The organism is Dysosmobacter sp. Marseille-Q4140, assembly GCA_018228705.1.
Lineage (GTDB): Bacteria > Bacillota > Clostridia > Oscillospirales > Oscillospiraceae > Oscillibacter.
This window is the reverse complement of sequence record CP073694.1, coordinates 3,064,511-3,088,391: the sequence shown is the minus strand read 5'-3', so window position 1 is coordinate 3,088,391 and position 23,881 is coordinate 3,064,511. Positions and strand designations below refer to the sequence as shown.

At 64.1% G+C, this 23,881-nt stretch carries 23 protein-coding genes and 1 tRNA gene; 6 read left to right on the top strand and 18 right to left on the bottom strand.

Going from position 1 to position 23,881, the window contains the following annotated elements:
* The first annotated feature begins 14 nt into the window (after positions 1 to 14).
* Entirely contained in the window at positions 15 to 608 is a 594-nt protein-coding gene (locus KFE19_15510) for a nucleotidyltransferase family protein (GenBank protein ID QUO37737.1), read from the top strand.
* A 42-nt stretch (positions 609 to 650) separates the two neighbouring features.
* On the opposite strand, the gene KFE19_15505 is transcribed toward KFE19_15510, so the two are convergent.
* The 9 genes from KFE19_15505 to KFE19_15465 form a co-directional block, all read right to left on the bottom strand.
* Entirely contained in the window at positions 651 to 968 is a 318-nt protein-coding gene (locus KFE19_15505; GenBank protein ID QUO37736.1) for a hypothetical protein, read from the bottom strand.
* A gap of 10 nt (positions 969 to 978) precedes the next feature.
* The gene (gene xdh, locus KFE19_15500) at positions 979 to 3,531 is read right to left on the bottom strand and encodes a selenium-dependent xanthine dehydrogenase (GenBank protein QUO37735.1); all 2,553 of its coding nucleotides are present in this window, start codon (positions 3,529 to 3,531) and stop codon (positions 979 to 981) included.
* Between the two features lie 136 nt (positions 3,532 to 3,667).
* The gene (locus tag KFE19_15495; protein QUO37734.1) at positions 3,668 to 4,312 is read right to left on the bottom strand and encodes a thiamine diphosphokinase; all 645 of its coding nucleotides are present in this window, start codon (positions 4,310 to 4,312) and stop codon (positions 3,668 to 3,670) included.
* 105 nt (positions 4,313 to 4,417) lie between these two features.
* The gene (locus tag KFE19_15490) at positions 4,418 to 4,588 is read right to left on the bottom strand and encodes a hypothetical protein (protein ID QUO39675.1); all 171 of its coding nucleotides are present in this window, start codon (positions 4,586 to 4,588) and stop codon (positions 4,418 to 4,420) included.
* Between the two features lie 110 nt (positions 4,589 to 4,698).
* Positions 4,699 to 5,349 (bottom strand): TrkA family potassium uptake protein, encoded by a 651-nt coding sequence (locus KFE19_15485; protein ID QUO37733.1) that lies wholly within the window; start codon positions 5,347 to 5,349, stop codon positions 4,699 to 4,701.
* Between the two features lie 18 nt (positions 5,350 to 5,367).
* A complete protein-coding gene (locus KFE19_15480; protein ID QUO37732.1) occupies positions 5,368 to 6,696 on the bottom strand; it encodes a Trk family potassium uptake protein in 1,329 nt (442 codons plus the stop codon).
* A 203-nt stretch (positions 6,697 to 6,899) separates the two neighbouring features.
* Positions 6,900 to 7,649 (bottom strand): restriction endonuclease, encoded by a 750-nt coding sequence (locus KFE19_15475; protein ID QUO37731.1) that lies wholly within the window; start codon positions 7,647 to 7,649, stop codon positions 6,900 to 6,902.
* Between the two features lie 51 nt (positions 7,650 to 7,700).
* Positions 7,701 to 8,213, bottom strand: coding sequence for a hypothetical protein (locus KFE19_15470; protein ID QUO37730.1), 513 nt, complete (start codon positions 8,211 to 8,213; stop codon positions 7,701 to 7,703).
* A gap of 1 nt (position 8,214) precedes the next feature.
* A complete protein-coding gene (locus tag KFE19_15465) occupies positions 8,215 to 8,631 on the bottom strand; it encodes a hypothetical protein (protein ID QUO37729.1) in 417 nt (138 codons plus the stop codon).
* Between the two features lie 336 nt (positions 8,632 to 8,967).
* Between KFE19_15465 and KFE19_15460 the strand changes: the two genes are divergently transcribed.
* Positions 8,968 to 9,041: transfer RNA gene (locus tag KFE19_15460), tRNA-Gln, on the top strand.
* A gap of 208 nt (positions 9,042 to 9,249) precedes the next feature.
* Here KFE19_15460 and KFE19_15455 read toward each other — a convergent pair.
* The 4 genes from KFE19_15455 to KFE19_15440 form a co-directional block, all read right to left on the bottom strand.
* Entirely contained in the window at positions 9,250 to 11,613 is a 2,364-nt protein-coding gene (locus tag KFE19_15455; GenBank protein QUO37728.1) for an SEL1-like repeat protein, read from the bottom strand.
* Positions 11,614 to 11,618: 5 nt separating this feature from the next.
* Entirely contained in the window at positions 11,619 to 12,515 is an 897-nt protein-coding gene (locus tag KFE19_15450; GenBank protein QUO37727.1) for a tRNA 2-thiocytidine biosynthesis protein TtcA, read from the bottom strand.
* A 51-nt stretch (positions 12,516 to 12,566) separates the two neighbouring features.
* Entirely contained in the window at positions 12,567 to 14,129 is a 1,563-nt protein-coding gene (gene cls / locus KFE19_15445; protein ID QUO37726.1) for a cardiolipin synthase, read from the bottom strand.
* A 137-nt stretch (positions 14,130 to 14,266) separates the two neighbouring features.
* Positions 14,267 to 15,715, bottom strand: a complete 1,449-nt coding sequence (locus KFE19_15440) for a nicotinate phosphoribosyltransferase (protein QUO37725.1) — start codon at positions 15,713 to 15,715, stop codon at positions 14,267 to 14,269.
* A gap of 194 nt (positions 15,716 to 15,909) precedes the next feature.
* Here KFE19_15440 and KFE19_15435 point away from each other — a divergent pair, with 194 nt between their 5' ends.
* Both KFE19_15435 and KFE19_15430 read left to right on the top strand, forming a co-directional pair.
* Positions 15,910 to 16,746 carry a pantothenate kinase gene (locus tag KFE19_15435; protein ID QUO37724.1) on the top strand — a complete coding sequence of 279 codons (837 nt, stop codon included), beginning with the start codon at positions 15,910 to 15,912 and terminating at the stop codon, positions 16,744 to 16,746.
* Positions 16,746 to 17,753 (top strand): hypothetical protein, encoded by a 1,008-nt coding sequence (locus tag KFE19_15430; protein ID QUO37723.1) that lies wholly within the window; start codon positions 16,746 to 16,748, stop codon positions 17,751 to 17,753. The genes KFE19_15435 and KFE19_15430 overlap by 1 nt, the downstream gene beginning before the upstream one ends.
* Before the next feature lie 72 nt (positions 17,754 to 17,825).
* Here KFE19_15430 and KFE19_15425 read toward each other — a convergent pair whose 3' ends face one another.
* The 3 genes from KFE19_15425 to KFE19_15415 form a co-directional block, all read right to left on the bottom strand.
* Positions 17,826 to 18,284, bottom strand: coding sequence for a hypothetical protein (locus KFE19_15425; protein QUO37722.1), 459 nt, complete (start codon positions 18,282 to 18,284; stop codon positions 17,826 to 17,828).
* Between the two features lie 86 nt (positions 18,285 to 18,370).
* Positions 18,371 to 18,940 carry an elongation factor P gene (efp, locus tag KFE19_15420; protein ID QUO37721.1) on the bottom strand — a complete coding sequence of 190 codons (570 nt, stop codon included), beginning with the start codon at positions 18,938 to 18,940 and terminating at the stop codon, positions 18,371 to 18,373.
* Positions 18,941 to 19,065: 125 nt separating this feature from the next.
* Positions 19,066 to 19,599 (bottom strand): YqeG family HAD IIIA-type phosphatase, encoded by a 534-nt coding sequence (locus KFE19_15415; GenBank protein QUO37720.1) that lies wholly within the window; start codon positions 19,597 to 19,599, stop codon positions 19,066 to 19,068.
* Positions 19,600 to 19,672: 73 nt separating this feature from the next.
* Between KFE19_15415 and KFE19_15410 the strand changes: the two genes are divergently transcribed.
* Positions 19,673 to 20,449 (top strand): hypothetical protein, encoded by a 777-nt coding sequence (locus KFE19_15410; GenBank protein ID QUO37719.1) that lies wholly within the window; start codon positions 19,673 to 19,675, stop codon positions 20,447 to 20,449.
* A gap of 101 nt (positions 20,450 to 20,550) precedes the next feature.
* On the opposite strand, the gene KFE19_15405 is transcribed toward KFE19_15410, so the two are convergent.
* The gene (locus tag KFE19_15405; protein QUO37718.1) at positions 20,551 to 21,303 is read right to left on the bottom strand and encodes an SDR family oxidoreductase; all 753 of its coding nucleotides are present in this window, start codon (positions 21,301 to 21,303) and stop codon (positions 20,551 to 20,553) included.
* A gap of 237 nt (positions 21,304 to 21,540) precedes the next feature.
* Between KFE19_15405 and KFE19_15400 the strand changes: the two genes are divergently transcribed.
* Positions 21,541 to 22,269 carry a FadR family transcriptional regulator gene (locus tag KFE19_15400; GenBank protein ID QUO37717.1) on the top strand — a complete coding sequence of 243 codons (729 nt, stop codon included), beginning with the start codon at positions 21,541 to 21,543 and terminating at the stop codon, positions 22,267 to 22,269.
* A gap of 138 nt (positions 22,270 to 22,407) precedes the next feature.
* On the opposite strand, the gene KFE19_15395 is transcribed toward KFE19_15400, so the two are convergent.
* Entirely contained in the window at positions 22,408 to 23,799 is a 1,392-nt protein-coding gene (locus KFE19_15395) for an IS1182 family transposase (protein ID QUO37716.1), read from the bottom strand.
* Between the last annotated feature and the right edge of the window lie 82 nt (positions 23,800 to 23,881).

Genomic DNA, 23,881 nt, shown 5'->3' with positions numbered 1-23,881 from the left:
AGGTGAGGTACACGATGGAGCAGAGGCTGAAACTGGGCTGCGTGGTCATGGCCGCCGGCAGCGCCACGCGCTTCGGAGCCAACAAGCTGGCCGCCCAGCTGCGGGGCCGCCAGCTGATCCTGCGGAGCCTGGAGGCCGTGCCGCCGGAGGCCTTCTACAAGACCGTGGTGGTAACCCAGTACCCGGAGATCATGCGCCTGGCGGCAGATTTCCACTTTGCGGCCATCCTCAACGATCAGCCCCAGGAGGGCCTCAGCCACACCATCCACTTAGGGCTCACGGCCCTGCGAGACTGCGACGGCGTGCTGTTCCAGGTGTCGGACCAGCCCCTTCTGCGGCGGGAGAGCATCCTGGCGCTGACGGAACAGTGGCGCCTGCGGCCGGAGGGCATCGCGGCCCTGGGCCACGGCGGCGTGCGGGGCAACCCCTGCATCTTCCCCGCCGCCCTCTTTCCGGAGCTGATGGCGCTCACCGGAGACCGGGGCGGCAGCGCCGTGATCCGCCGCCACGAGGAATTGCTGACGCTGCTGGAGGTCGCCGCGCCGGAGCTGAGCGACGTGGACACCGCGGCGGCGCTGGAGGCGCTGGAGCGCAGATCGGTCGATTAAGGGAGCGGACGGGAGGTTTCCGTCCGCTCCCCAATTTTGCAGCTATTCCAGCAGAAGCGACATATAACCGGGGATGCCGGCAAGCACCATGGGAAGCTCCGCCAGAACTGCGATCATATTCACCGCCGCGATCAGCCAGGGCAGCCGGTCCCGTTTCCGGCACCGCCGTCTCATCCTCCACAGCCAGACCGCGCTCATGACCGTCCCGGCACCCATCAGCGGGAGCACCAGGACCGAGAGGACAAACATGCCCTCGCCGTTGGACGCGGCAGACCCGCACAGGAGAAAAAACAGCACCCATGCCAAGGGGACCACGCAGGCGCTGGCCGCTCCCCAGCACAGAAACCCCTTTTGGCTCATACCGGCAGCATCACTTCCGGCTGTACGGCGTCCCCTCCAGAGGCAGGGAGTTGCGGCGGATGCCGTCGTAGCGGTAGTAGGCGTCCGCAATGGCGGGAGCCGTGGGGATGGAGGTGATCTCGCCGACACCGATGGCGCCCATGGCCACGTTCAGTCCGGCCTTCTCCACCACGATGGGGGTCAGCTCGGGGATCTGATTGGCCTTGAACAGGCCCAGCGTACCAAATTTGGCGGTGGGCTTGCAGTCCGTCAGGGGGTATTTCTCCGTCAGGGCGAAGCCCATGCTCATGACCACGCCGCCCTCGATCTGGCCCTCCACGGACAGGGGGTTCACGGCCTTGCCCACGTCGTGGGCCGCCACGATCTGCTTGATGCGGCCGTCGTCGTCCAGGATGCAGACCTGGGTGGCGTAGCCGTAGGCGATGTGGCTGACGGGGTTGGGCACGTCGGCGCCCAGGGGATCCGTCTTGCCCAGGTACTCGGCGTAGAACTCCCGGCCGTTCAGCCCGTCCAGTCCGCCGCTCTCAGCCAGGGCCGCCTTCAGGTCCTGGCAGGCCCGGCGGCAGGCCTCGCCGGTGAACAGGGTCTGGCGGGAGCCGGAGGTGGTGCCGGAGTCCGGCGCAGCGTAGGTGTTGGACCGCTCGTAGACGATCCGCTCCGCGTCAATGCCGGTCTGGTCGTAGACGATCTGGGTCAGGACCGTACCCAGGCCCTGGCCGATGCAGGAGGCACCGGCAAAGATGTGCACCTTGCCGTCCTCCACCACCAGCCGGACGCGGCCGGTGTCGGGAATGCCCACGCCCACGCCGGCGTTCTTCATGGCGCAGGCCAGGCCTACATATTTGTTGGCGTCCACATAGGGCTTCACGGCCTCCAGGGTCTCCACCAAACCGGTGGACTCGTCCACGATCTGCCCGTTGGGCAGCTCCTGGCCGGGACGGATTGCGTTGCGGTAGCGGATCTCCCAGGGGGAGATGCCCACCAGGTCCGCCATCTGGTTGAGGAGGCTCTCGATGCAGAAGCAGGTCTGGGTCACACCGAAGCCCCGGAAGGCGCCGGCGGGGGGATTGTTGGTGTAGAAGGCCCAGCCGTCGATCTCGAAATTCTGATAGTTATAGGGTCCGGCGGCGTGGGTGCAGGCCCGCTCCAGAACGGGGCCGCCCAGGGAGGCGTACGCGCCGGTATCGGCGATGACCTCTGCCGCCACGCCCTGAATAATGCCGTTTTCATCGCAGCCGATGGAGAACTCCATCTCCATGGGATGGCGCTTGGGGTGGATCAGCAGGCTCTCCGCCCGGGTCAGCTTGACCTTGACGGGCCGCTTGGTCAGATAGGCGATCAGGGCGGCGTGGTGCTGGACCGTCACGTCCTCCTTGCCGCCGAAGCCGCCGCCCACCAGGCAGTTGCGGACCTTCACCAGCTCCGCGGGCAGGCCCAGCATACCCATGATCTCATGCTGGGTGTCGTAGGCGCCCTGGTCCGTGGAGAGGACCATGACCCCCTCCCCGTCCGGATACGCCACGGCGCACTCCGGCTCCAGGAAGGCGTGCTCCGTCCAGGGGGTGGAGAAGCGCTGGGTCAGGATGTGCTTGGACTTGGCGATGGCCTCCGCCGGGTTGCCCCGCTGGATGTGCCGGTGGGCCATCAGGTTCCCGTCCCGGTGGACCAGGGGCGCGTCGGTCATCATGGCTTCCCGGGGACTGCGGACCATGGGCAGCTCCTCATAGTCCACCTTGATCAGCGCCTTGGCCTGGGCCAGGATCTCCTGGCTCTCGGCGGCCACCAGGCAGATGGCGTCGCCCAGGTAGTGGGTGATATCGCCCACGGCGATCATGGTGTCCCAGTCCTTTTTCAGGTGGCCCACCTTGTTCTCGCCGGGGATGTCGGCAGCGGTCAGCACACATACCACGCCGGGCAGCGCCTTGGCCTCCTCCGTGTGGATGGCCAGGACCCGGGCCCGGGGATAGGCGCTGCGGACGGCGCTGCCGTAGATCATGCCGTCCAGATACACGTCGTCGGGATAGACGCCGGTGCCCGTGACCTTCTCCCGCACGTCCACCCGGGGGACCCGGGCGCCGAAGGACCAGTCCGAAGAGGCCTGGGGGATCTCCCCGGCCCGCAGCGCCTCCGCCGCCAGCAAAATGGCGTCGATGATCTTCACATAGCCGGTGCAGCGGCAGATGTTGTTGCGGATGGCATAGGCCGCCTCTTCCCGGGTGGGATTGGGGTTGCTGTCCAGCAGGGCCTTGGCGCACATGACCATGCCGGGGATGCAGAAGCCGCACTGCACCGCGCCGGCGGTGCCGAAGGCGTAGGTATAGAGATCCTTCTCAAAGTCGCTGAGCCCCTCCACGGTGAGGACGGTCTTTCCCTCCAGCTTGTCGGTCTGGGGGATGCAGGCCCGGGTGGGCTTGCCGTCGATCAGCACCGTGCAGGTGCCGCAGGCACCCTCGCTGCAGCCGTCCTTGACGCTGGTCAGGTGCAGCTCGTCCCGCAGGTAGCGGATCAGCTTCTGATTCTTCTCGACCGATACGGTTCGGCCGTTTACGGTAAATGTCGCCATGGCAAAATACCTCCTAAACTGCCCGTGCCCGCCCTCGGTCCCACGGTCCTGCTGTTGGAAAGGTCGACCTTTCCTGTGTCCTTATTATACAATAAAACAGGGGGCGATGCAACAAAACTTTGGGCGGTACGCTATTCTATCTAGGGGATAACGTCTCGGCCGGCGGCAGCTGCCATCCCACTGCCAGAGCCCCCTGCCGGACGGTAATCCGGGCCTTGGGCTCCAGGATGTGGTTGCTGACGCCCAGGGGAAACGCCGCCGTCAGCACGGCGTCCCGCAGGGGATACTGGACCCCCTCCTCGTCCACGCCGGAGGCGTCCGCCCCCAGGCAGAAGGCCGACAGCAGGCCCCACTCCACCGTCCGCTCCACAGTCAGGGTCTCGTTTTCGATCACGGTCCAGAGAAAATCCCGGTCGTACATCCACCCCCGGGCACCCCGGCGCCGCAGATACAGCAGCGACTGGAGGTTGGCCAGGGTGTGGTCAAGCCGGACGCCGCCGGTGCCGCCGTAGAGGAACACCTCCCGGCAGCCCTCCTCCAGGGCAGTCTTGACCGCCAGCATGGTGTCCGTGTCATCCTTCTCCACCGGGGAGCGGACCACATTGGCAAAGTCCGCCGGCTGCTCCATGGAGTCAAAGTCCCCCAGCAGCAGATCCGGCGTGATCCCCGCCGCCCGGCAGGCCCGGTAGCCGGCATCGGCGGCGATGACCAGATCGCCGGGTGCAGGGCGCCGGCGCAGGCCGTAAAAGGTGCCCGCGGCGAAAATAAAGCAGCGTCTCATGGCGTCACATCCTTGCATTCCGTTCTTTTGCAACAGTGTACCACAGTTTGTCCGCCGGAGCAATGAAAACGGGCCCCGCCGCAGCGGGGCCCGTCCGGCGCGGGGCTACTGGATGTGCTCTTCGCAGCAGTCGTCCAGCACCCGAAATCCCATTTTCTCCGGCGGAGCCACCGGGAAGGTGGCCACGGAGGCGTCGTCGAAAATGGGGCAAAGCCGCCTTTCCGGCTCCAGCCGCAGACACGGCATCAGTCCGGGGCGTTTTTCCGGTTTCTTCAAGGCACTCACCCCGAAAACAGTGTGCGCCCTTTTTGTCGATTTATACAAAACAGCGCCGGCGGCACAGGAGCCGTCCTGCGCCGCCGGGCACTTCCGGCTCCGGTCTGTTCTCAGGTGCGCTCCATCAGGCGCAGTCCGGCCTCCTTGTCGCCGGCGATCAGCAGATGGGAGTCCTTCTCGAAACGGTAGGCGGGGTCCAGCAGGGGCACCACCTCGTCTCCGGTCTTGACGCCCAGGATATTGACGTTGAAGCGGCGGCGCACATCCACCTCCACCACGGTGCGGCCCTCCCACTGGCTCGGGGTCTCGATCTCGAACACGGCGTATTTGGGCGTCAGCTCGAAATAGTCGAACACATTGTTGGCGGAGAAGCGGATGGCCACCCGGTGGGCCATGTCCATCTCCGTGTGAATCACGTGATCGGCGCCGATCTTCTTCAAAAACTTGATCTGCTGCTCCCGGTCCGCCCGGGCCACCACATACCGGGCGCCCAGGTCCTTGAGGATGGCGGTAGCCTCCAGAGAACACTGAAAGTCATCCCGGACACAGACAAAGCAGGCGTTGAAATTCCCAATGCCCAAAGACGCCAGCACCTGCTCGTCCTGACAGTCTCCCACGCAGGCGGCCGTTACAGTTTTTGCCAGACGGGCCACCCGCTCCTCGTCCCGGTCCAGCACCATCACCTCATTGCCCAGCTCTTGCAGCCGAATCGCCAGATGGCGGCCGAAGCTGCCCAGGCCGATCACCAAAAAGGACTTCATATCTGCTTCCTCCCTATTTTATCCGATCAGGATCTTCTCCGGTACGTTGCGCACCTTGGCCTGGGGCCGGTCCCGGGTCATGGCCATGGCCACAGACAGGCTGCCCACGCGGCCGGCAAACATCAAAAGCGTGATCGCCACCTTGGAGGCGGTCTTTAAGGTGGGCGTCACACCGTGGGTCAGGCCCACAGTGCCGATGGCCGAGACGGCCTCGAACAGGGCGTCGTCCACACGCACCCCCTCCACACACAGCACCAGGCAGCCCAGCAGGCACGTCAGGCCGAAGATGCTGACTGAAGAGAACGCCTGCTGGATGGTATCCTCATCCAGGCGCCGGCGGAACACGTTGACATCGTCCTTGCGCAGCATCCTGGCCCGGATGCCCAGCAGCAGCACCGCAAAGGTGTTGACCTTGATGCCGCCGCCGGTGGAGCCGGATCCGGCGCCGATGAACATCAGCGCCATGCTGATCAGCACGCCCGCCTGGCTCAGGGCCATCAGATCCGCGGTGTTGAAGCCGGCAGTGCGGCAGGTCACTGACTGGAAGGCCGCCATCAGCAGCCGCTGCCCCGCAGGGACGCCGGCAAAAGCGTGGTCTCCCTCCACGACATAAAACAGCGCCGTGCCCACCACCAGCAGCACAGCGGTGCCGGTCAGCACCAGCTTGCTGTGGAGCCGGTAGCGGCGGAAATCCAAGCGGTGGACCAGCACGTCATCCCACACCAGAAACCCAATGCCCCCAGATATGATCAGTGCCATGATCACCAGATTCAAAAGGGGCTCACCGGCCTCCGTGGTCAGAGAGGCGCCGGTACCCAGCAGGTCAAAGCCCGCGTTGCAGAAGGCCGACACCGCATGGAATACCGACATCCAAAGTCCCCGCCCCACGCCGTACCGGGGACAGAACCAAAGGGCCAGCAGCACCGCGCCGCTGCCCTCGCAGGCGCCGGTCACCGCCAGAGCCCGGCGGGTCAGCCGCACCACGCCGCCCACCTGAAGAGCACCCACGGTGTCCATCAGCACGGAGCGCTGATGCAATCCGATGCGCCGGTGAAGCAGGATCGCCACCAGAATGGAGATCGTCATAAAGCCCAGGCCGCCAATCTGAATCAGCAGCAGAATCACCGCCTGGCCGAACAGGGTGAACTGGGTCCAGGTGTCGTAGAGCACCAGGCCCGTCACGCAGGAGGCGGAGGCGGACGTAAACAGCGCGTTGATAAACGGGATGGACTCCCCGGACCTTGAGGAGATGGGCAGCATCAGCAGCACCGCTCCCGCCAGGATCAAACAGGCGAAGCCGATGGTCAATGTCTGAACAGCATTGAGATGAACGCGGCGGCGAATCATAAGCACCTCCGAAAACGCGCAGAGCGCGTGTGGCCCCGATGCGGGGCGCGGGGACGGCGCGGCTATGCCGTCCCCTCTTTACACTGTGGGTATTATATCCCCCCGCGCATGGTTTTGCAATGATGAGACGCGTAAAAAAAACGCTCTCCCGAAGCGGCATATAAAAAAGAGGGCGGCGGGCAAGTCCCGCCGCCCTCCGCAGCTCACGGATCCAGATATTCCGTTCGGAGCAATTCCGTGGGGATCAGCACAAAGGGCGCCTGGTCCGGATCGTCCTGCCAGTATGGCATGCAGCAGATCCCCGCCTGAACGCCGAAAGCCTCCATCTGCGCCGTCAGGCTCCGCAGCTGATACTGGGAAACGCCCCGCACTTCAAAACGGTCCCTGTCGGGCAGCTTCTCCAGTAGCTTTTCCGCCATGGTCCGGGAATAAAAAAGCGGCACCACCGGCGGCTTTTCTCCCGGCAGAGCATAATAGGTCCCGGTGACCTCGTCCTTCCGTACCTCCATCAGTGTCCAAAAGGGCGCGCCGCGAACGGTTTTGTCCGGGAGAAAACCGTTTTTGATCACGCCCGCCACGATGGATGTGAAGGTGGGCAGATCTTTCTCCTCCAGCAGCTCGATCCCCTTTCCCCGGGCGTACTGCCGGGCGCCCGCCTGATAGCCGGACCGGGACACCATCATGCCGGAGACCCGGTTCAAATCCTCCAGCTTTCCGCAGAAATCCCGCACCTCTCCAACGGTGACCGGGGTGCGCCAGTCCTTGCACTCAATGGCCACGGCGTGCTTGAGATTGAGATGGGTAAATTCATAGTAGACGTCAAACTCATGCCGGGCGCCGGTCTTTCCCACAATGGAGACATTGGTGGACACCAGCGTCCCCTCCTCCATGAACTCCAGCAGTCTCTGATAGACGAACTGCACGTAGCTCTCCAGGGATCGTCCCGCTTTCATGGCCGCTCCTTCCCCGGGTCCCATCCGCCGCACTTCGGACGGGCACTCCGATCAAATTTTCTCATAGGCCTCCAGGTGCTCCCGCAGCCGTTCCACAGCGCCGCACATCCGCATCTGGCTCCATCCCAGACTGCTGCGGGCTTCTTCCAGGGAGTCCCGGTCCAGCAGGCAGCGGGCCAGGTCATGGAGGTCCCTGGGCAGACGAAACAGGAAATCCCGAAAGGCGGTGCCGTTGGTGAAATCCCCCTGCACCGGAAGAAAGTCACGGAGCGTGGCGCCTTGCTCCCCCAATGGGGCATCCATGGAGAGCATCTGGTAAAGATAGAGGCTGCGCACCCGCTTTTCCCGCTGGATGGCCCGGTTCATGCGGGAGACAGCACGAGGCCAGAACAGCGCTCCGTTCCAGGGCTGCCTGTGGCTTTGGTGCAGTTCCTCAAAGGCCTCCCAGGCGGCAGAGCGATACTCCGGATCTCTCGGATCAATGCAGTTTTCCGCGCAGAGATCGCTGACCAGACAGTCCACCCACTGGATCTCCAGCTGTGTCAGGCGGCGCATACGTCTCATCTCACGCCTCCTTCTTCTGCCGCTTGGCGGCGGCCTGCCGGGCAGGGCGAACCGGCGGCGCACTGAGCCCGTCATAGACGCCCAGCCACCCGTGCAGATCCTCCCGCCAGACAAACTGGTAGGAGATCGGCGGTTCCAGCTTCCGCTGCCGCAGCAGGTCCCCGAGAGGGTGGTGCATCCGGACACCGTTGGGCGTAAACGTTAAATTATAGGGCTCCTCCAGTCCCAGAAACAGCTGACGGCCGTCGGGGCTGATGCGCAGGCGGAAGCCCGGGCAGTCCTTGGTCTTTTGCCGGAAGGCCTCGTTCTGCATCAGCTGGTCCTCCTTGGAAATGGACAGCCGGCAGATGTTCTGGCAGGACTGGGGCGGCGGGACCTCTTCAAATGCCGAAAGGTCCGCGGGAATATCAAACAGCATATCGCGCAGCGCCTCCTTTCATCCAGAAGTGTAGCAGAGCGTGCGGCTGCGCGATAGGATGATATCGCATAAACTTTGTCAAAATTCCCGGAAAAAGGTCATGAAAAGAGGAAATGTATTTAAAATTTCAGAATTGATATAACAAAATGTTATGCTTTTCCCCTTACCAGCAATTGTCCACTTCCTGCCGTCGGCATATCTCCGGCAAAAATTCCGGGCTTTGTAGCACCGCAGTCTCCCCGCAGGTTTCCCCGCGGAAAAAAGATAAAACTTTTTAAAAAAAGTCCTTGACAAAAAGCTGCATTTCTGTATAATAATATCTGTTCGACAGGACACAGCGGGTTTGTGTAAAGGTAGCACAGCAGACTCTGACTCTGTATGTGAGGGTTCGAATCCTTCACCCGCTGCCAAGTAAGTTGACCGGCTTCGAAAGAAGCCGGTCAACTTTTTTCTGTCCAAAGTCAGGCAGGGCCGCCGGAGGATCCGATGCCCGCGGAAGATCTGTGCACGAGCGCCAAAAATGCCAGGAAGCAGGGAGCAGGGCGATATACGCCTGCTCCCTGCTTCCATTCTGTATGTACCCACTGAAAAAGCGCCGCGATGCGCAATGAAACCGCTTCACCGGTCTTTGCGGCCGCCGCCCAGGAGCCCCCGCAGGAAGCCGCCCTTTTTGCCGCCGGCGCCGGCCAGGCGGTCCGCCGCCTCCCGGGCGCCCTCGTAGTCCTGCTCCGCCGCGGCCGCGTACAGCTCCCGGGCGCGGACCGGATCCTGGGGCACACCCTTGCCGTGCTCATAGCACCAGGCCAGGTTGTACTGGGCCCGGGCGGAACCGGCCTCCACCGCCTGGGTGTACCACTTCACCGCGTCGGCCCAGCTCTGCGCCACGCCTACGCCGGTCTCATAGAGATACCCCAGGTTGCAGGCGCCCACCGGGTCCCCCTGCTCCGCCGCCTTGCGGTAGAGCCAGGCAGCCTTGGCAGTGTCCTTTGCAACGCCCCGGCCGAACTCGCAGCAGACGCCCAGGTTGCACTGGGCCCGGGAATAGCCCTGGTCCGCCGCCGCCTTATACCAGCGGGCAGCCTCGCCCCAGTTCTGCTCCACACCCCGGCCGGACTCGTACAGATAGCCCAGATTGCACTGACCGGCGGCGTCCTCCCGCTCGGCGGCCATCCGGTAGAGCTCCGCCGCCCGGGTCAGGTCCTCCGCCACGCCCTCGCCGTTTTCATAGCACACGCCCAGGTTGCACATGGCGGGGACGGAACCGGCCTCCACGGCCTTTTCATACCACGCCACCGCCTGGGCGGGGTTCCGCTCCACACCGATGCCGCGCTTGGCACACACGCCCATGCAGAACAGGCCCCGGGCGTCCCCCTGTTCCGCCGCCTCGGCGTACCAGTGGACCGCCCGCTTCTCGTTTTTCTCCACGCCCTTGCCGTGCTCGTAGCACCAGCCCAGGTTGCACTGGGCCCGGGGCATCCCCTGGCGGGCGGCGGCGCCGTACCACTTCACTGCCTCCGTCCAGCTCTGCTCCACGCCCCGGCCGATCTCATAGAGGAAGCCCAGGTTGCACTGGCCGGCGGCGTTCTCCCGGTCCGCGGCCTTCCGGTAGAGCTCCGCCGCCTTCTCCCAGCTCTGCTCCACGCCCTCGCCCCGCTCGTAGCACACGCCCAGGTCGCACATGGCGGCTGCGGAGCCGGCCTGGGCAGCCTTTTCGTACCAGCGGACCGCCTCGGCCGCATCCTGCTCCACACCCAGGCCGTAGTCATAGAACCGGGCCACGCTGAACAGGCCCCGGGCGTCTCCCTGCTCTGCGGCCTTTCGATACCACGCCAGGGCCTGGGCAAAATCCTGCTCCGTGCCCTTGCCGTTTTCCAGGCACCAGGCCAGATTGCCCTGGGCCCGGACGGAGCCGGCCTCGGCGCCGCGGCGATACCAGCTCACCGCCTCCGTCCAGCTCTGCTCCACGCCCTCGCCCACCTCGTACAGGTAGCCCAGGCAGCACATGGCGTCCTCGTCTCCCAGCTCCGCCGCGGCGCGGTAGAGCCGGGCGGCCTCAGTCTTGTCCACCGGGACGCCCCGGCCCCGCTCGCAGCAAAGCCCCAGGCACAGCAGGCCACGGGGATACTCCTGCTCCGCCGCGGCCCGGTACAGCCGGACCGCCGCCTCCAGGTCCTGTTCCACGCCCTCGCCGTGCTCATAGCACCAGGCCAGGTTGCACTGGGCCCGGGGATAGCCCTGCTCCGCCGCGGCCCGATACCAGCGGATGGCCTCGGCCCAACTCTGGTCCACGCCCTGGCCGCTCTCGTACAAAAAGCCCAGGCAGCACTGGCCCGGCGCATGGCCCTGCTCCGCCGCGGCGGTGTACCATTTCACCGCCTGGGAAAGGTTCTTTGCAATGCCGGTGCCGAACTCCAGACACCGCCCCAGCTCCGTCTGGGCCGCGGGATACCCCAGCCAGGCGGCAGACTGATACCACTTGGCAGCCTCCTGGTCGCCCTGGTCCACGCCGTCACCCCGGCGATACATCTCCCCCAGCAGGAACTGGGCCCGGGGAAAGCCCTTCTCCGCGCCCTTGCGGAAGCACTCCAGCGCCTTAGCCGGGTCCCGGTCCACACCGGTGCCGCTGAGATAGCAGTAGCCCAGATTCGTCAGGGCGGGCAGATAGTCCCGGGCGGCGGCCTGGGCGTACAGCAGCACCGCCTGGGTGGGGTCCGCCGGCACGCCGGTGCCGCTCTCCAGGCACCAGGCCAGATTGGTCAGGCCCAGCAGGTCGTCCAGAGCGGCGGCACGCTGGTAGCAGGCCAGGGCCTCGGTGCCCTTGTCCTCGTCCACGGCCCGGTTGCCCAGCTGCACCCAGTCGGCACCGGTCAGCTCCTCCTCCGGCAGGGAGAGAAAAAAGGTGCCCCCGCACCGGGGGCACACGTCCGGCTCCTCCTCCGCCATATAGCCGCAGTCGGGATTTTCACAGCGAAAATAATTCATAGACGTCACTCCTCGTTTCCATCGGCGTCCTCCGCCCCGGTCCCGCCCAGGGGATCACCGGGAAAGTTGTAGTAATCCAGGAAAGAATGGGCCGCGCCCCGGTACTTGAAGCCGGGAAAGGTGTCCAGCTGGACGCCGTGGACGGCCCGGAACATACTCTTTTCAATGTTGGGGTTGCCCTGCTTCAGCTGCCGCAGCAGCACCTTCATCTCCTGGCGCTTGCTGTCCCCCACGCCGTCCTCCGCGGCGTCCCGCCCCTCGGTGAAGCGGCAGGCGCACTGGAGGAAGCGCAGGTGGTTGTAGTTCTTCCAGGCGATGATGGCGTCCTCGTGGACGCAGTACAGCGGGCGGATCAGCTCCATGCCGGGGAAGTTCTTGCTGTGGAGCTTGGGGGGCATGGTCTGGAGCTGCGCCCCGTAAAAAAGGCCCAGCAGCGTGGTCTCCAGTACATCGGACATGTGATGGCCCAGGGCGATCTTGTTGCAGCCCAGCTCCCGGGCCTTGCTGTACAAAAAACCCCGGCGCATTCGGGCGCAGAGATAACAGGGGTTCTTCTCCACCTGGACGGTGACGTCGAAGATGTCGCTGTCAAAGATGGTGATGGGAATGCCCAGCCGGGCTGCGTTTTCCTCGATCAGCGCCCGGTTGGCGGCGTTGTACCCCGGATCCATCACCAGAAAGGTCAGGTCAAAGGGCTGCTCTGTGTGGCGCCGGAGCTCCTGCATCAGCTTGGCCAGAACCATGGAGTCCTTGCCGCCGGAGATGCACACGGCGATCCGGTCACCCGGCTCCACCAGCTCGTACCGCTTCACGGCGGCGATGAAGGGGTTCCAGAGGCTCTTGCGGTAGGTTTTGATGAGACTGCGCTCGGCGATCTCCTGAGGGGTCAGTTCTCGGGCCATGAGGTCCTCCGTTTTTCTCAAATCGTTCCCCAGCCCGCGGGCCCGGGGATATTACAGCCAGATGGCGAACAGCCGCAGCAGCGAGGCGAAGAACCGCCGCAGCCAGGGCCGCTTGTTCCACTCCTCCAGAGTGTACTGCGCGCTCTGGGCCATGACCTGGTCCAGATCCTCCAGCAGCTCCTCCACCACCGGCATGTGGTAGAGCAGCACGCCGCACTCATAGTGGAGCTGGAAGGTGCGGTAGTCCATATTGGTGCTGCCGATCAGGGCCACCTCCCGGTCCACCATGACGCTCTTGGCGTGGAGGAAGCCGGGTGTATACCGATAGATGCGCACACCGTGGCGCAGCAGCTCGCCCCAGTAGGTCTCCGCCACCACATAGGCGTACTTCTTGTCCGGCACCGCCGGTACCAGCAGCCGCACATCCACCCCGGCGTCCGCCGCGATGCACAGGGCCTGCTGCATGGACTCCTCCACGGCGTAGTAGGGCGTGGTGATATACAAAAACCGCTTGGCGGAGGAGATCAGCTGGAGATACGTCTCCTCGATGGGGTTGTCCGGATTGTTGAGAGGGCCGTCGGTGAAGGGCTGGCACCAGCCGGGGCCGCCCTCGGCCACGTGGCGGGGGCGGTAGTAGTCGTCCTCGTTGGGCAGGGTGCGGCCGATCATCTTCCACATCTGGATAAACTGGGAGGCAAAGCCCCAGGCGCCGGCGCCCTCGATGCACACGCCGGTGTCCTTCCAGTGGCCGAAGCGCACCACCAGGTTGGCGTACTCGTCCCCCACGTTGATGCCGCCGGTGTAGGCCCACTGCCCGTCGATGACAGCGATCTTCCGGTGATCCCGGTAATTGAAGTAGATTCGGTTTACATAACGATGCACCGGGTTGAATACCTCTACCTCGATGCCCGCATTCTGCATGGCCTGGAGGGTGTCGTCGGACAGCCGGGTGAGATTGCCGAAGTCGTCGAAGATGATGCGGACCTCCACTCCGGCGGCGGCGCGTTCTTTCAATACGGCGAACATTTCGTCCCAGATCCGGCCCTCGGCCAGGATGTAATACTCCAGGAAGATATAGACCTCCGCCCGCTCCATCCGGGCGATCAGGTCCCGGAAGAACTCCGCACCGTCGGAGAAATACCGGGCCCGGGTGTTGCGGTAGAGCAGAAAGCCCCGGCGCTGGAGATAGGAGGCCAGGCGTCCCCAGGCCGGGGACTGGCGGCTCAGGCGGGCCACATTGTTCCCGCTCTCCATCCACACGCTCTCCCGCTCCGTGGGCGGCGCGACCTTGCGCAGGCTCAGATTCTTTGCCTGGTGAGTTCCGCCCCACAGGCAGAAGAGGATCATGCCCGACACCGGCAGCGCCAGCAGCAGACACATCCAGGCCAGCTTGTAGGAGGGGCTGCCCGGCCTCTGGTATACCCGAATGGCCACCAGGGCACCGGCCAGGCCCAGCACGAAATAGGCATAGTTGGCCTGCTCCCGCAGGAACCGGGTCAGCAGCAGCGTGGTGGCGATCTGAGCGATCACCGTCAGCGCGCACATGGACAGGCTGGTGGCGGCGGAGATTCTCCGTTCGGTCCGCTCCTGGGTATGGGGCAGATTTCTATGCATGACCTTCACCTCCCGGTGTGTGCAGTCTCAGCAGCTTATCGTAGTATTATACCGAAAACGACGCTGCTGTTCAACCATGATTCTCAAACGAATCACCCCCGCGGGCCGCAGCATACGCGGTCCGCGGGGGCTCGGTTTCACCGGCTCTGGCGCAGCAGGGCCTGCTTGATGTCCCAGAGCTTCTGGCTCAGGTCCACATAGTAGGTGTGGGGATTCTCAAAGCGCTTCACCTCGTCCCACAGGGCATCCACCTGCTCCCGGCAATAGGCCTGGATCGCCTGGAGGGAGGGCCGCTCATAGACCAGCTTTCCGCCCTGGAACACCGGCACCTGCAGGGGCCGGACGACAAAGTCCGTATAGGTCTTGCGCTTCCAGGTGGCCCGGGGATCGAACAGCTCCAGAGGCTGCTTGTCGTCCACGGTCTCGTCGTACACGGCGATATAATCCGCCTCCGCCTTGCCGGTGACCCGGTCAAAGATGCGGTAGACTTTCTTGAAGTGGGGCAGGGTGATCTTGTCCACATTCTCGCTGACCTTGATCTTGGGAACGACGGTCCCCTTCTCATCCTCCACCGCCGCCAGCTTGTACACGCCGCCGAACACCGGCTCGCTGCGGGCGGTGATCATCCGCTCGCCCACGCCGAACAGGTCGATCTGCGCTCCCTGGCGCAGCAGGTCCTGGATGATATACTCGTCCAGGGAGTTGGAGGCGGAGATCGCGCAGCCGGTCCAGCCGGCCTCGTCCAGCATCCGCCGGGCCTCCCGGGTCAGATAGGCGATGTCGCCGGAGTCCAGCCGGATGCCGCACTTGGTGATACCCCGGGGCCGCAGGACCTCGTTGAAGGCCCGGATGGCGTTGGGTACGCCGGATTTGAGAACATTGTAAGTGTCCACCAGGAGCGTTGCGTTGGTTGGATAGATCTCACAGTACGTTTTGAAGGCCTCGTATTCCGACGGGAACATCTGGACCCAGGAGTGGGCCATGGTGCCGCCGGCGGGCACACCGAAGAGCTGGTCGGAGATGGTGCAGGCCGTGCCCTTGCAGCCGCCGATGAAGGCCGCCCGGGCGCCGGCAATGGCGCCGTCGGTGCCCTGGGCCCGGCGGGAGCCGAATTCCAGCACTGTCCGCCCCTGGGCCGCCCGGACGATGCGGTTGGCCTTGGTGGCGATGAGGCTCTGGTGGTTGATGGCCAGCAGGGTGAAGGTCTCGATCAGCTGGGCCTGGATGGTCGGGGCCCGGACCGTCACCACCGGCTCCCGGGGGAAGATGGGCGTCCCCTCGGGAATGGCCCAGATGTCGCCTGTGAAGCGGAAGTCCTTCAGATAGCGCAGGAATTCCTCAGAGAACAGTCCCTTGCTCCGCAGGAATTCGATGTCCTCCTCGTCAAAGTGGAGATCCAGAATATAGTCGATCAGCTGGTCCAGACCGGCGCAGACGGCAAAGCCGCCCTTGTCCGGCACGGTCCGGAAGAACACATCAAAATAGGTGATCCGGTCCTGGAGGCCCGCCTGGAAATAGCCGTTGCCCATGGTCAGCTCATAGAAGTCGCACAGCATGGTCAGATTCAGCTTGTCTTTGCTCTGCATGGTACGCACCTCGAATTTCTTCAGTGATGGGGATGCTGTTTTCTCGATTATAAGCGGACGGGGCGGGAATTGCAACGCTTTTCCCAAAAAACTCGTCAAAAATTTATCAATTTCCCGTTGACAAGCCCTCTCCCCTCCCCTATGATGAGAGCAGCAACAGGCGGTACAGCCGCCGGAAGGATGGGAATTTCATCATGGATGTGATTTTAGGCATTGACATCGGCGGCTCCACCACCAAGATCGTGGGGCTGGACACCCGGGGGAACGTGCTGTCCATGCTGCGGGTCCGGGCCGAGGACCAGGTCACCAGTCTGTACGGTGCCCTGGGCAACTACCTCACCAGCAACCGCCTGGCCCTGTCGGATGTCAAGCGGGTAGTGCTGACCGGCGTGGGCGCGTCCTATGTGGAGGGAGACATCTACGGCCTGCCCACCTATAAGGTGGACGAGTTTTCCGCCAGCGGCACCGGCGCCCTGGCCCTGTCGGGCCAGTCCTCGGCGGTGGTGGTCACCATGGGCACCGGCACCGCCTTCCTCCACGCGGGACCGGAGGGCGTGCGCCATCTGTGCGGCAGCGGCATCGGCGGCGGCACTCTGGGCGGGCTGTGCCACAAGCTGGTGGGCATGGAGCGCTTCGGCCAGATCAAGCGCCTGGCGGAGTGCGGCAATCTCAAGCAGGTAGACCTGACCATCGCCGATATCTCCAAATCCGCCGCCGACAGCCTCCACCCCGACATGACCGCCGCCAACTTCGGCAACCTGGCCGAGGACGCCTCCCCGGCGGACCTGGCGGCAGGGGTGGTGAACCTGGTACTCCAGGCCATCGGCACCATGACGGTGCTGGCCTGTCAGAGCAGCGGGGCCGATACGGTGGTCCTCATCGGCTCCATGACCACCCTGCCCCAGGCGGAGACCAACTTTCAGCTCTTTGAAAAGCTCTATGGCTTCCGCTATATCATTCCCGAAAACGCCACCTTTGCCACCGCCATCGGCGCGGGGCTGTGCAGCCTGCGGAAAAAGGCGGTGGAGTGATGGAGGAGCCGGGCCTGTGGCCCATCTACCACCCCCGGATCCCGCCGGTGCTGCGGCACCTGTCGGCCACGCCGCCCATGGCGCGGCTGCGCCAGGTGGGGATGAACTGCGGCTGCGAGTACACGGACTTCCCCCGGTTCCGCCATCTCGCCCCCTACTCCCGGTTCCGCCACAGCGTGGGGGTGGGACTCATCGTCTGGCACTTTACCCATGACGCTGCCCAGGCGGCGGCCGGTCTGCTCCACGATATCTCCACTCCGGTGTTCGCCCATGTGGTGGACTTTCTCCGGGGCGACCACCTGACCCAGACCGCCACGGAGCATGGCACCGCCGCCCTGATCGCCGCCTCTCCGGAGATCTGCCGGGTACTGGCGGCCTACGGTCTCACACTCGAGCAGGTCTGCGACTACCACCGCTACCCCGTCGCCGACAACGACGCCCCCCGCCTCTCGGCGGACCGGCTGGAGTATACCCTGGGCAACGCCGTGAACTACGGCTTTCTCTCCATGAACCGTGCCCGGGCCCTGTACCGGGACCTGACCGTGATCCCCAATGAGGACGGCGCGCCGGAGCTGGCCTTCCGCACCCGGTCGGTCGCCTCCGCTTTCACGGCGGCGGCGCTGAACTGCGCCCGGGTGTATGTGGCCGACGAGGACCGCTTCGCCATGGAGGCACTGGCGCGGCTGCTGCGCCGTGCCCTGGACCGGGGCGTACTGGATCCGGCGGACCTGATGGCCACGGAGCCGCAGGTCATCGCCAAGCTCCTGGCCGACCCGGTCTGCGGGCCGTTGTGGAGCCGGTTCCGGTCCTTTGCCCGGCTGCGCCGGGCGGCGGAGCGGCCGGCTGGAGGCGAGTGGTACCAGGTGGCGGCAAAGCTGCGGTGGATCGACCCCCTGGCCGCCGGCGCGGGCCGGGTCTCCCGGTGGGACACGGACCTGGCGGCGGAGATGAAGGCCTTCCGCCGGACGGATTTCAGTCCGTGGCTCTCCGGCGAACCGCAGAGGTAACCCCACATTTAGCAGTCAGCAAACGCAAAAAAGCGGCGGCGCCGAAAGGCGCCGCCGCTGATGGTTTCCGGATTATTCCTCGTCCTCGGGCTCCTGGGTCTCTTCCTCCATGCCGGTCAGATCGAACTCCAGCTTCTCGCCGCAGTTGGGGCAGATCACCTGGCCGTCCTCCAGCACGGACTCGTCGAAGTAGATGGTCTCCTCGCAGGTGGGGCAGGTGGTGGCGTAGCAGTCCTCGTCCTCATCCAGCTCGTCGTACTCGTAGTCGTCCTCATCCTCGTCGTCCTCATCCTCGTCGTCCTCGTCATCCTCGCCGAAGACCACGTCCTCCACGTCCTCCAGATCGTCGCTGACGGCGTCCAGACCGTCGCCCAGCTCCTCCTGAGCGTCCTTGAGATCCTCGATCTCCAGGGCCATATCGTCCAGCACGTCGATGATGGCGGAGAGCAGCTTGCCGATCTTCTTATCGGTATCCAGCTCCATGCCCTCGGCCAGGCCCTTGATATAAGCGACCTTCTCAGTGATTTCCATAGCGGTAGCTCCTTTCATATTCAAGCTTTGCAGGCACTTCGCCTGCGGTGTGGGAAAGGGGGGACGAAAGTCCCCCCTTTTTTACATTACTCCTTGCTGCGGCCCAGATACTCGCCGGTACGGGTGTCGATCTGGATCTTCTCGCCCTCGTTGATGAAGATGGGCACCTTGATCTCGGCGCCGGTCTCCAGGATGGCAGACTTGGTGACGTTGGTGGCGGTGTCGCCCTTCACGCCGGGCTCGGTCTCGGTGACCACCAGGTCCACGAAGTTGGGCACTTCCACGGTGAACACGCTGCCCTTGTAGCTGAGCAGAGAGCACATGGTGTTCTCCTTGACGAACTGGAAGGCGTCGCCCAGCACGTCCTTGTTCAGGGGGACCATGTCAAAGGTCTCGGGATCCATGAAGTAGTACAGATCGCCGTCATTGTAGCTGTACTCGGCGTTCTTCCGCTCCACAGCCACCTGCTCAAACTTGGCGCTGGGGTTGAAGGACTCCTCACGGATGGTACCGGAGATGACGTTCTTGTACTTGGTGCGCACAAACGCGGCGCCCTTGCCGGGCTTGACGTGCTGGAAATCCACGACCAGCATGGGCTTTCCGTCCATCTCAAAGATCATACCCTTGCGAAAATCGCCGGCAGTAATAGTAGGCATTGATTTTTCCTCCTCACAAATCTACGAGAAAACGACCTGCGGGAGGACATTTTCTCTGTTTTTTGATCGTTCTACAAAATACCGTAGATATTTTATCCTATGTTGTCCGCTATTGCAAGTATTTTTCAGCGGTTCTCCCGATTTTTTCCGCCGCTTTTTTCCATCCGGCGGCGGCAGACGGCCTTGAAGGGAGCCTGGAGGGCGTGAAGCACCTTCTGCCAGGCCGTCACGGCGCCGCCGGCAGGCTCCACCATCAGCGCCAGAACGCCGCAGCGGTTGGCGGCCAGCATATCGGTCAGCAGCTTGTCCCCCAGCATGGCAGTGCGGCGCCGATCTGCCCCGGCCCTGCGCATGGCGGCCTCCAGTCCCTTGGGGCTGGGCTTGCGGGCGTGGCCCTGATAGGGCACCCCCAGCTCGGCGCAGAACTCCGTCACCCGGCGGCCGGAGCGGTTGTTGGAGACGATCATGAAATCGATCCCCTCCGCCTCCAGGGCTGCGATCCAGGTCCGCAGGGCCTTGTCCGGCCGGCGGACGGACTTGGGCGCCAGGGTGAAATCCAGATCGCTGAGCAGCAGGGTGATCCCCTGCCGGGACAGCCAGGCGGGATCGACCTGGTCATAGCGGTCGAACAGATGGTCCGGGATCAGAGAAACGGGCATAGGCGGCTCCTTCATCGCATACTCTGCTTGTAGTATACCAGCTTCGCGGAAAAACCACAAGGGGGGAGATCGTTTGCAGGTGTATCTCGCCGTCACGCCGGGACAGCTCCAGGAGGCCGCCCGCCACTGCCGGAACCTGGCCCATGTGGCCTACCGGGTGGGAGAGGGCTCTGTGCTGCTGCGCCAGAGCGTGCTGCTCCAGGCCAGGGGCGGTCTGCTGGCCGTCACCGACCAGGACGCGCCGCCCATCGACGACCCGGAAAAGCTCTCCGCTGCGGCGGTCCGGGAGTGCGGCCGCCGGGGCTATACCGGCGTGCTGCTGGACTTTCAGTCCCGCTCCCCCGACCGCCTGGCCTTCGCCCGGCAGCTGGCCGCGGTCCTGACCCAGACCCGCCGCACGCTGTATGTGCCGGAGGAGTATGGCCCGGCGGTGCCCGGCGCCGTGACGCTGATCTGCACGGCCCTCTCCGGCGGGGACTTCGCCCAGCGGCTGCGGGAGGCGGCCTCCGCCGCCGGCGGCGCCGGGAAGCTGGCTCTGGACGTACAGCGGCTGCGGATGGACTTCACCCTCCCCGCCCGGACCGGTGAGGGCCGGCCTCTGACGGCGGAGGAATTCCAGGCCCTGACAGAACGGGAGGACCCGGCGGTGTTCTTCTCCCAGGAGCTGTGCGCCCGGTACTTCACCTACACCCACGAGGGGCAGACCCATTTCGTCCTCTTTGACGACGCCGGGACCATCCGGAAGAAATTGCAGACCGGCACCGCTCTGGGCTACGCCGCCGCCTTTTTGATGTTTCCCGAGGTCCGGGACCTGCTGGACGATCTGTTTCCCCTCCGTCCCGGGCGCTGAACGCCCGAAGCCGCGGCTCCTTCGGCGGCTCCTGTCCCGGCAGAATGAAACCCCTCCCCGCACTCTGGCCGGTGCGGGGAGGGGTCATTGCATGTATGGTCTCAGCCGTTCATCAGCATACCGCCGTCACAGTTGAGATTTTCTCCCTGGATGAAGCTGGCCGCGTCGGAGGCCAGGAACAGCACCGCGGAGGCCACCTCCTCCGGAGCCGCCGGCCGGTGGAGGGACATGGCCTCCAGGACTCTCTGCTCCTTTTCCTCCGTCAGGATGCTGACCAGGGGCGTCTTGGTATAGGCCGGGCAGAGGCTGTTGCAGTAGATGTTCTTGCCGGAGCCCGCCTTGGCGATGCTCTTGGTCAGGGAGATCACGCCCGCCTTGGCGGCAGCGTAGGCCGCAGTCCCCAGGTAGCCGCCGCCCACCTTGGCGGCGATGGAGGCCACGTTGACGATCCGTCCGCCGCCGTTTTGCGCCATGTGGCGGAAGAGGATCTGGCTGGCCAGGAACACGGCGGTCAGGTCGATGGCGATGACCCGGTTCCACTCCGCCAGGGTCAGCTGATCGAAGTCCGCCACACTGACGATGCCCGCGTTGTTGATGAGGACGTCCACCCGCTGCTCCTCCACGATCTGTCCGAACACCCGGGTCACCTGCTCGGCATCGCCCAGATCCACCGTGTAATACACCGCGTTTCCCAGCTCCTCGCAGGTCTTTTTTGCCGTCTCGGGATTGATATCCACGATGACCGCCTTTCCGCCCAGGTCCACGAACTGTCTGGCGATCGCCTTTCCGATCCCCTGGGCCCCGCCGGTAATGATCCCGGTCTTTCCGGCAAAGGACACGCCGCAAAGATCCATACTGATGCCTCGCTTTCTTTTTGATTGAATGGTTGAACCATTTGACAAAATAGTAGTCCAACATCGTTTCCCTGTCAATGCGCAGAATCCATGATTTCCGTCGTGTTTTCTGCACAAAATCACGAAGATCCGGTGCGAGCTCCCGGCGTCCGCCCCTTCCGCCGCGCCTTGACGGGGTTTGGAAAACATGGTACATTACAAGAAAAACGACGGAGACAGGGGGTAGCGGATACGGACATGCAGGCATTCTCTCCGGCGCAGACCCAGAAGGCGCCCGACGTGATCTATGACCAGATCTACCAGCGGATCGTCAGCGGAAAGCTGAAGCCGGGAGACCGGCTGCCCTCCGAGCGGGTCCTGGCCGAGCAGTTCCAGCGCAGCCGCCACATCATCCGGGAGGCCCTGCGGATGCTCCAGCAGGACGGGCTCATCACCATTGAGGTGGGCAGCGCCGGCGGCGCCATCATCCAGGGCATCTCCATCGACATGCTCTCCGCCCCTTTGAAAAAGTACCTCTCCAGCGGAGACCTGGACCTGCGGGAGCTGACGGAGTACCGCTATCTCAATGATTTCGGCTGTGCCCGTTTCGCCGCCCTCCACCGTACGGAGGCGGACATCCGGGCCATGGCGGAGGCCCTGGAACGGGTGAAGGCCAGCATCGAAAATGACGACGCCTTTTTGCAGCACGACATCGACTTCCACCATGCCCTGGCGGCGGCCAGCCACAACCGCCTGGCCATTCTGGTCAACGACGCCGTCATCCTCCTGGCCACCGAGCGGGTGGAGCGCTCCGTACGCACGGCCTCCCGTCAGCAGCGGGCGGAGCTGAACCGGAAGATCTACGAGAGCCACAACCGCATCTTCCAGGCCGTGGTGGCCGGCGATGTGGCGGAGGCCGGCCGCTGTGCGGACGCCGTGGTGGACCTGTTCCGCGCCCAGTATCCCTCCCCCGCTCAGGACGCTTGAAAATATGCCGGAGCGGCCAAGAAAGACATGGAAAGAGACACGACTTTCGTCGTGTCTCTTTTTTTCGACCTGTTGACAAAGTAGATCCCCCAGAGCAACGGAAGCAGGCAGTGATAGCAAAAAAGACGCCTCACGGCGTCACACGGTCCATTTGATCATCCGCTTCAGGTTCAATGCGGTCGCTGACAAGAGGCAGTGGTCTTCCGCTGCCTCTCGTCCTCGCCGCAGGAGCCGCCCCAACCTGTGCCCCCACTTCTGTGCTGCAAAAGTCCCCTCGCTCCAGATCTGCCGCTTGCGCAAGGCCCTCTGGTACGTCGGGCTGTCCAACTCCCTCAGATCCTCCCGGATCTCTCTCCAGAAGTAGCTGCGTTCCAGGCGTTTGGCCCGTCCCTTTCCCACGCATTGCTCTTTCAAGGGACAGGCGGCGCAGTCGCTCCTGTCCGCGAAATACACCCAGTGCAGTCCGCCCACGCTGCGGTTGAGGTTCCGCAGCCGCAGCGCCTTTCCGCCGGGACAGGTATAGAGATCGTTCTCCTCATCGTAGAGAAAGGGAGACCCGGGAGCTCCGCCCAGGGCCGCCGCGGAGCGGGGCATGGGCCGGACATAAAAGCGGATGCCGTGGTCCCGCAGCACCCGGTGGAACAGCGGAAGATCGTAGGCCGCATCCGCCACGGCCGCCCGGACGGGGAGGATCTCCCGATGGATATGCTCGATCTGCCTCAGATATGGCACCGCGTCGTTCACTTCCCCGGAGGTCACCGCCACATCCAGGATGATGCCGTGATCGCAGTCCACCGTCTGATGAGACAGATAATGGGGCCCCTTTGGCTTTCCGGGACGGTTCAAGTGCCCCGACTCCGGATCCGTGCGGCTGGCCCATTTCCGGTCGTACCGAAGAGGGCTTTTGACCTGCCTGCTCCGTCCCTTCTGTCTCCGTTTCCTGCCCGTCTTTCCCGCCTGGGTCCTCCGGTCCAGTTCCTCCAGCGCTTCTTCCTCATACGCGTCCAGCCGCTCCCAATACGCCCCCGGCTTCTGCACCGCCTCCACCAGGTGCTCCGAGGCCGGGGACGCGTTTGCCTTCACGTGGGTGGAGTCCGTCGCCACCAGCCGCCCGCTTGCCAGACCTTTGCTCACGCACTGCTCCACCACTTCCTCAAACAGCCGCCGGAACACCTTCCGGAAGGATGGTTTCCGTCTGCGAAGCTGCGAGATGGTGCTGTGATCCGGAACCCGATCCAGCAGATCCAGTCCCAGATACCACCGCAGGGCCACATCGGTCTGGATGCGCTGCTCGATCTGCCGCTCCGACGGGATGCCGTACAGGTATCCCACCAGCAGGTACTTTACCAGCATCACCGGGTCGATGGGTGGCCGGCCGTACCGGCGGCTGTACAGCTTTTCCGTCTCACGATATAGGAAGGAAAGGTCCAGTGCCGCCTCCAATTTTCGAAGGAAGTGTTCCTGGGGCACCAGGTCCTCGATGGTCACCATGTGCAGCTTCAGTTGCATCCACCCCACCTCCGATTCCATTTTACCATGGTTTTCGCCGGTGGGCTACTTTGTCAACAGATCGTTTTTTTGCAGGGCAGCAAATATCCGACATTGTGCAGTG

Coding starts and splice junctions, on each gene's coding strand:
- KFE19_15510 (QUO37737.1), top strand. CDS start 15: ATGGAGCAGAGGCTGAAACTGGGCTGCGTGGTCATGGCCGCCGGCAGC.
- KFE19_15505 (QUO37736.1), bottom strand. CDS start 968: ATGAGCCAAAAGGGGTTTCTGTGCTGGGGAGCGGCCAGCGCCTGCGTG.
- xdh (QUO37735.1), bottom strand. CDS start 3,531: ATGGCGACATTTACCGTAAACGGCCGAACCGTATCGGTCGAGAAGAAT.
- KFE19_15495 (QUO37734.1), bottom strand. CDS start 4,312: ATGAGACGCTGCTTTATTTTCGCCGCGGGCACCTTTTACGGCCTGCGC.
- KFE19_15485 (QUO37733.1), bottom strand. CDS start 5,349: ATGAAGTCCTTTTTGGTGATCGGCCTGGGCAGCTTCGGCCGCCATCTG.
- KFE19_15480 (QUO37732.1), bottom strand. CDS start 6,696: ATGATTCGCCGCCGCGTTCATCTCAATGCTGTTCAGACATTGACCATC.
- KFE19_15475 (QUO37731.1), bottom strand. CDS start 7,649: ATGAAAGCGGGACGATCCCTGGAGAGCTACGTGCAGTTCGTCTATCAG.
- KFE19_15470 (QUO37730.1), bottom strand. CDS start 8,213: ATGAGACGTATGCGCCGCCTGACACAGCTGGAGATCCAGTGGGTGGAC.
- KFE19_15465 (QUO37729.1), bottom strand. CDS start 8,631: ATGCTGTTTGATATTCCCGCGGACCTTTCGGCATTTGAAGAGGTCCCG.
- KFE19_15455 (QUO37728.1), bottom strand. CDS start 11,613: ATGAATTATTTTCGCTGTGAAAATCCCGACTGCGGCTATATGGCGGAG.
- KFE19_15450 (QUO37727.1), bottom strand. CDS start 12,515: ATGGCCCGAGAACTGACCCCTCAGGAGATCGCCGAGCGCAGTCTCATC.
- cls (QUO37726.1), bottom strand. CDS start 14,129: ATGCATAGAAATCTGCCCCATACCCAGGAGCGGACCGAACGGAGAATC.
- KFE19_15440 (QUO37725.1), bottom strand. CDS start 15,715: ATGCAGAGCAAAGACAAGCTGAATCTGACCATGCTGTGCGACTTCTAT.
- KFE19_15435 (QUO37724.1), top strand. CDS start 15,910: ATGGATGTGATTTTAGGCATTGACATCGGCGGCTCCACCACCAAGATC.
- KFE19_15430 (QUO37723.1), top strand. CDS start 16,746: ATGGAGGAGCCGGGCCTGTGGCCCATCTACCACCCCCGGATCCCGCCG.
- KFE19_15425 (QUO37722.1), bottom strand. CDS start 18,284: ATGGAAATCACTGAGAAGGTCGCTTATATCAAGGGCCTGGCCGAGGGC.
- efp (QUO37721.1), bottom strand. CDS start 18,940: ATGCCTACTATTACTGCCGGCGATTTTCGCAAGGGTATGATCTTTGAG.
- KFE19_15415 (QUO37720.1), bottom strand. CDS start 19,599: ATGCCCGTTTCTCTGATCCCGGACCATCTGTTCGACCGCTATGACCAG.
- KFE19_15405 (QUO37718.1), bottom strand. CDS start 21,303: ATGGATCTTTGCGGCGTGTCCTTTGCCGGAAAGACCGGGATCATTACC.
- KFE19_15400 (QUO37717.1), top strand. CDS start 21,541: ATGCAGGCATTCTCTCCGGCGCAGACCCAGAAGGCGCCCGACGTGATC.
- KFE19_15395 (QUO37716.1), bottom strand. CDS start 23,799: ATGGAATCGGAGGTGGGGTGGATGCAACTGAAGCTGCACATGGTGACC.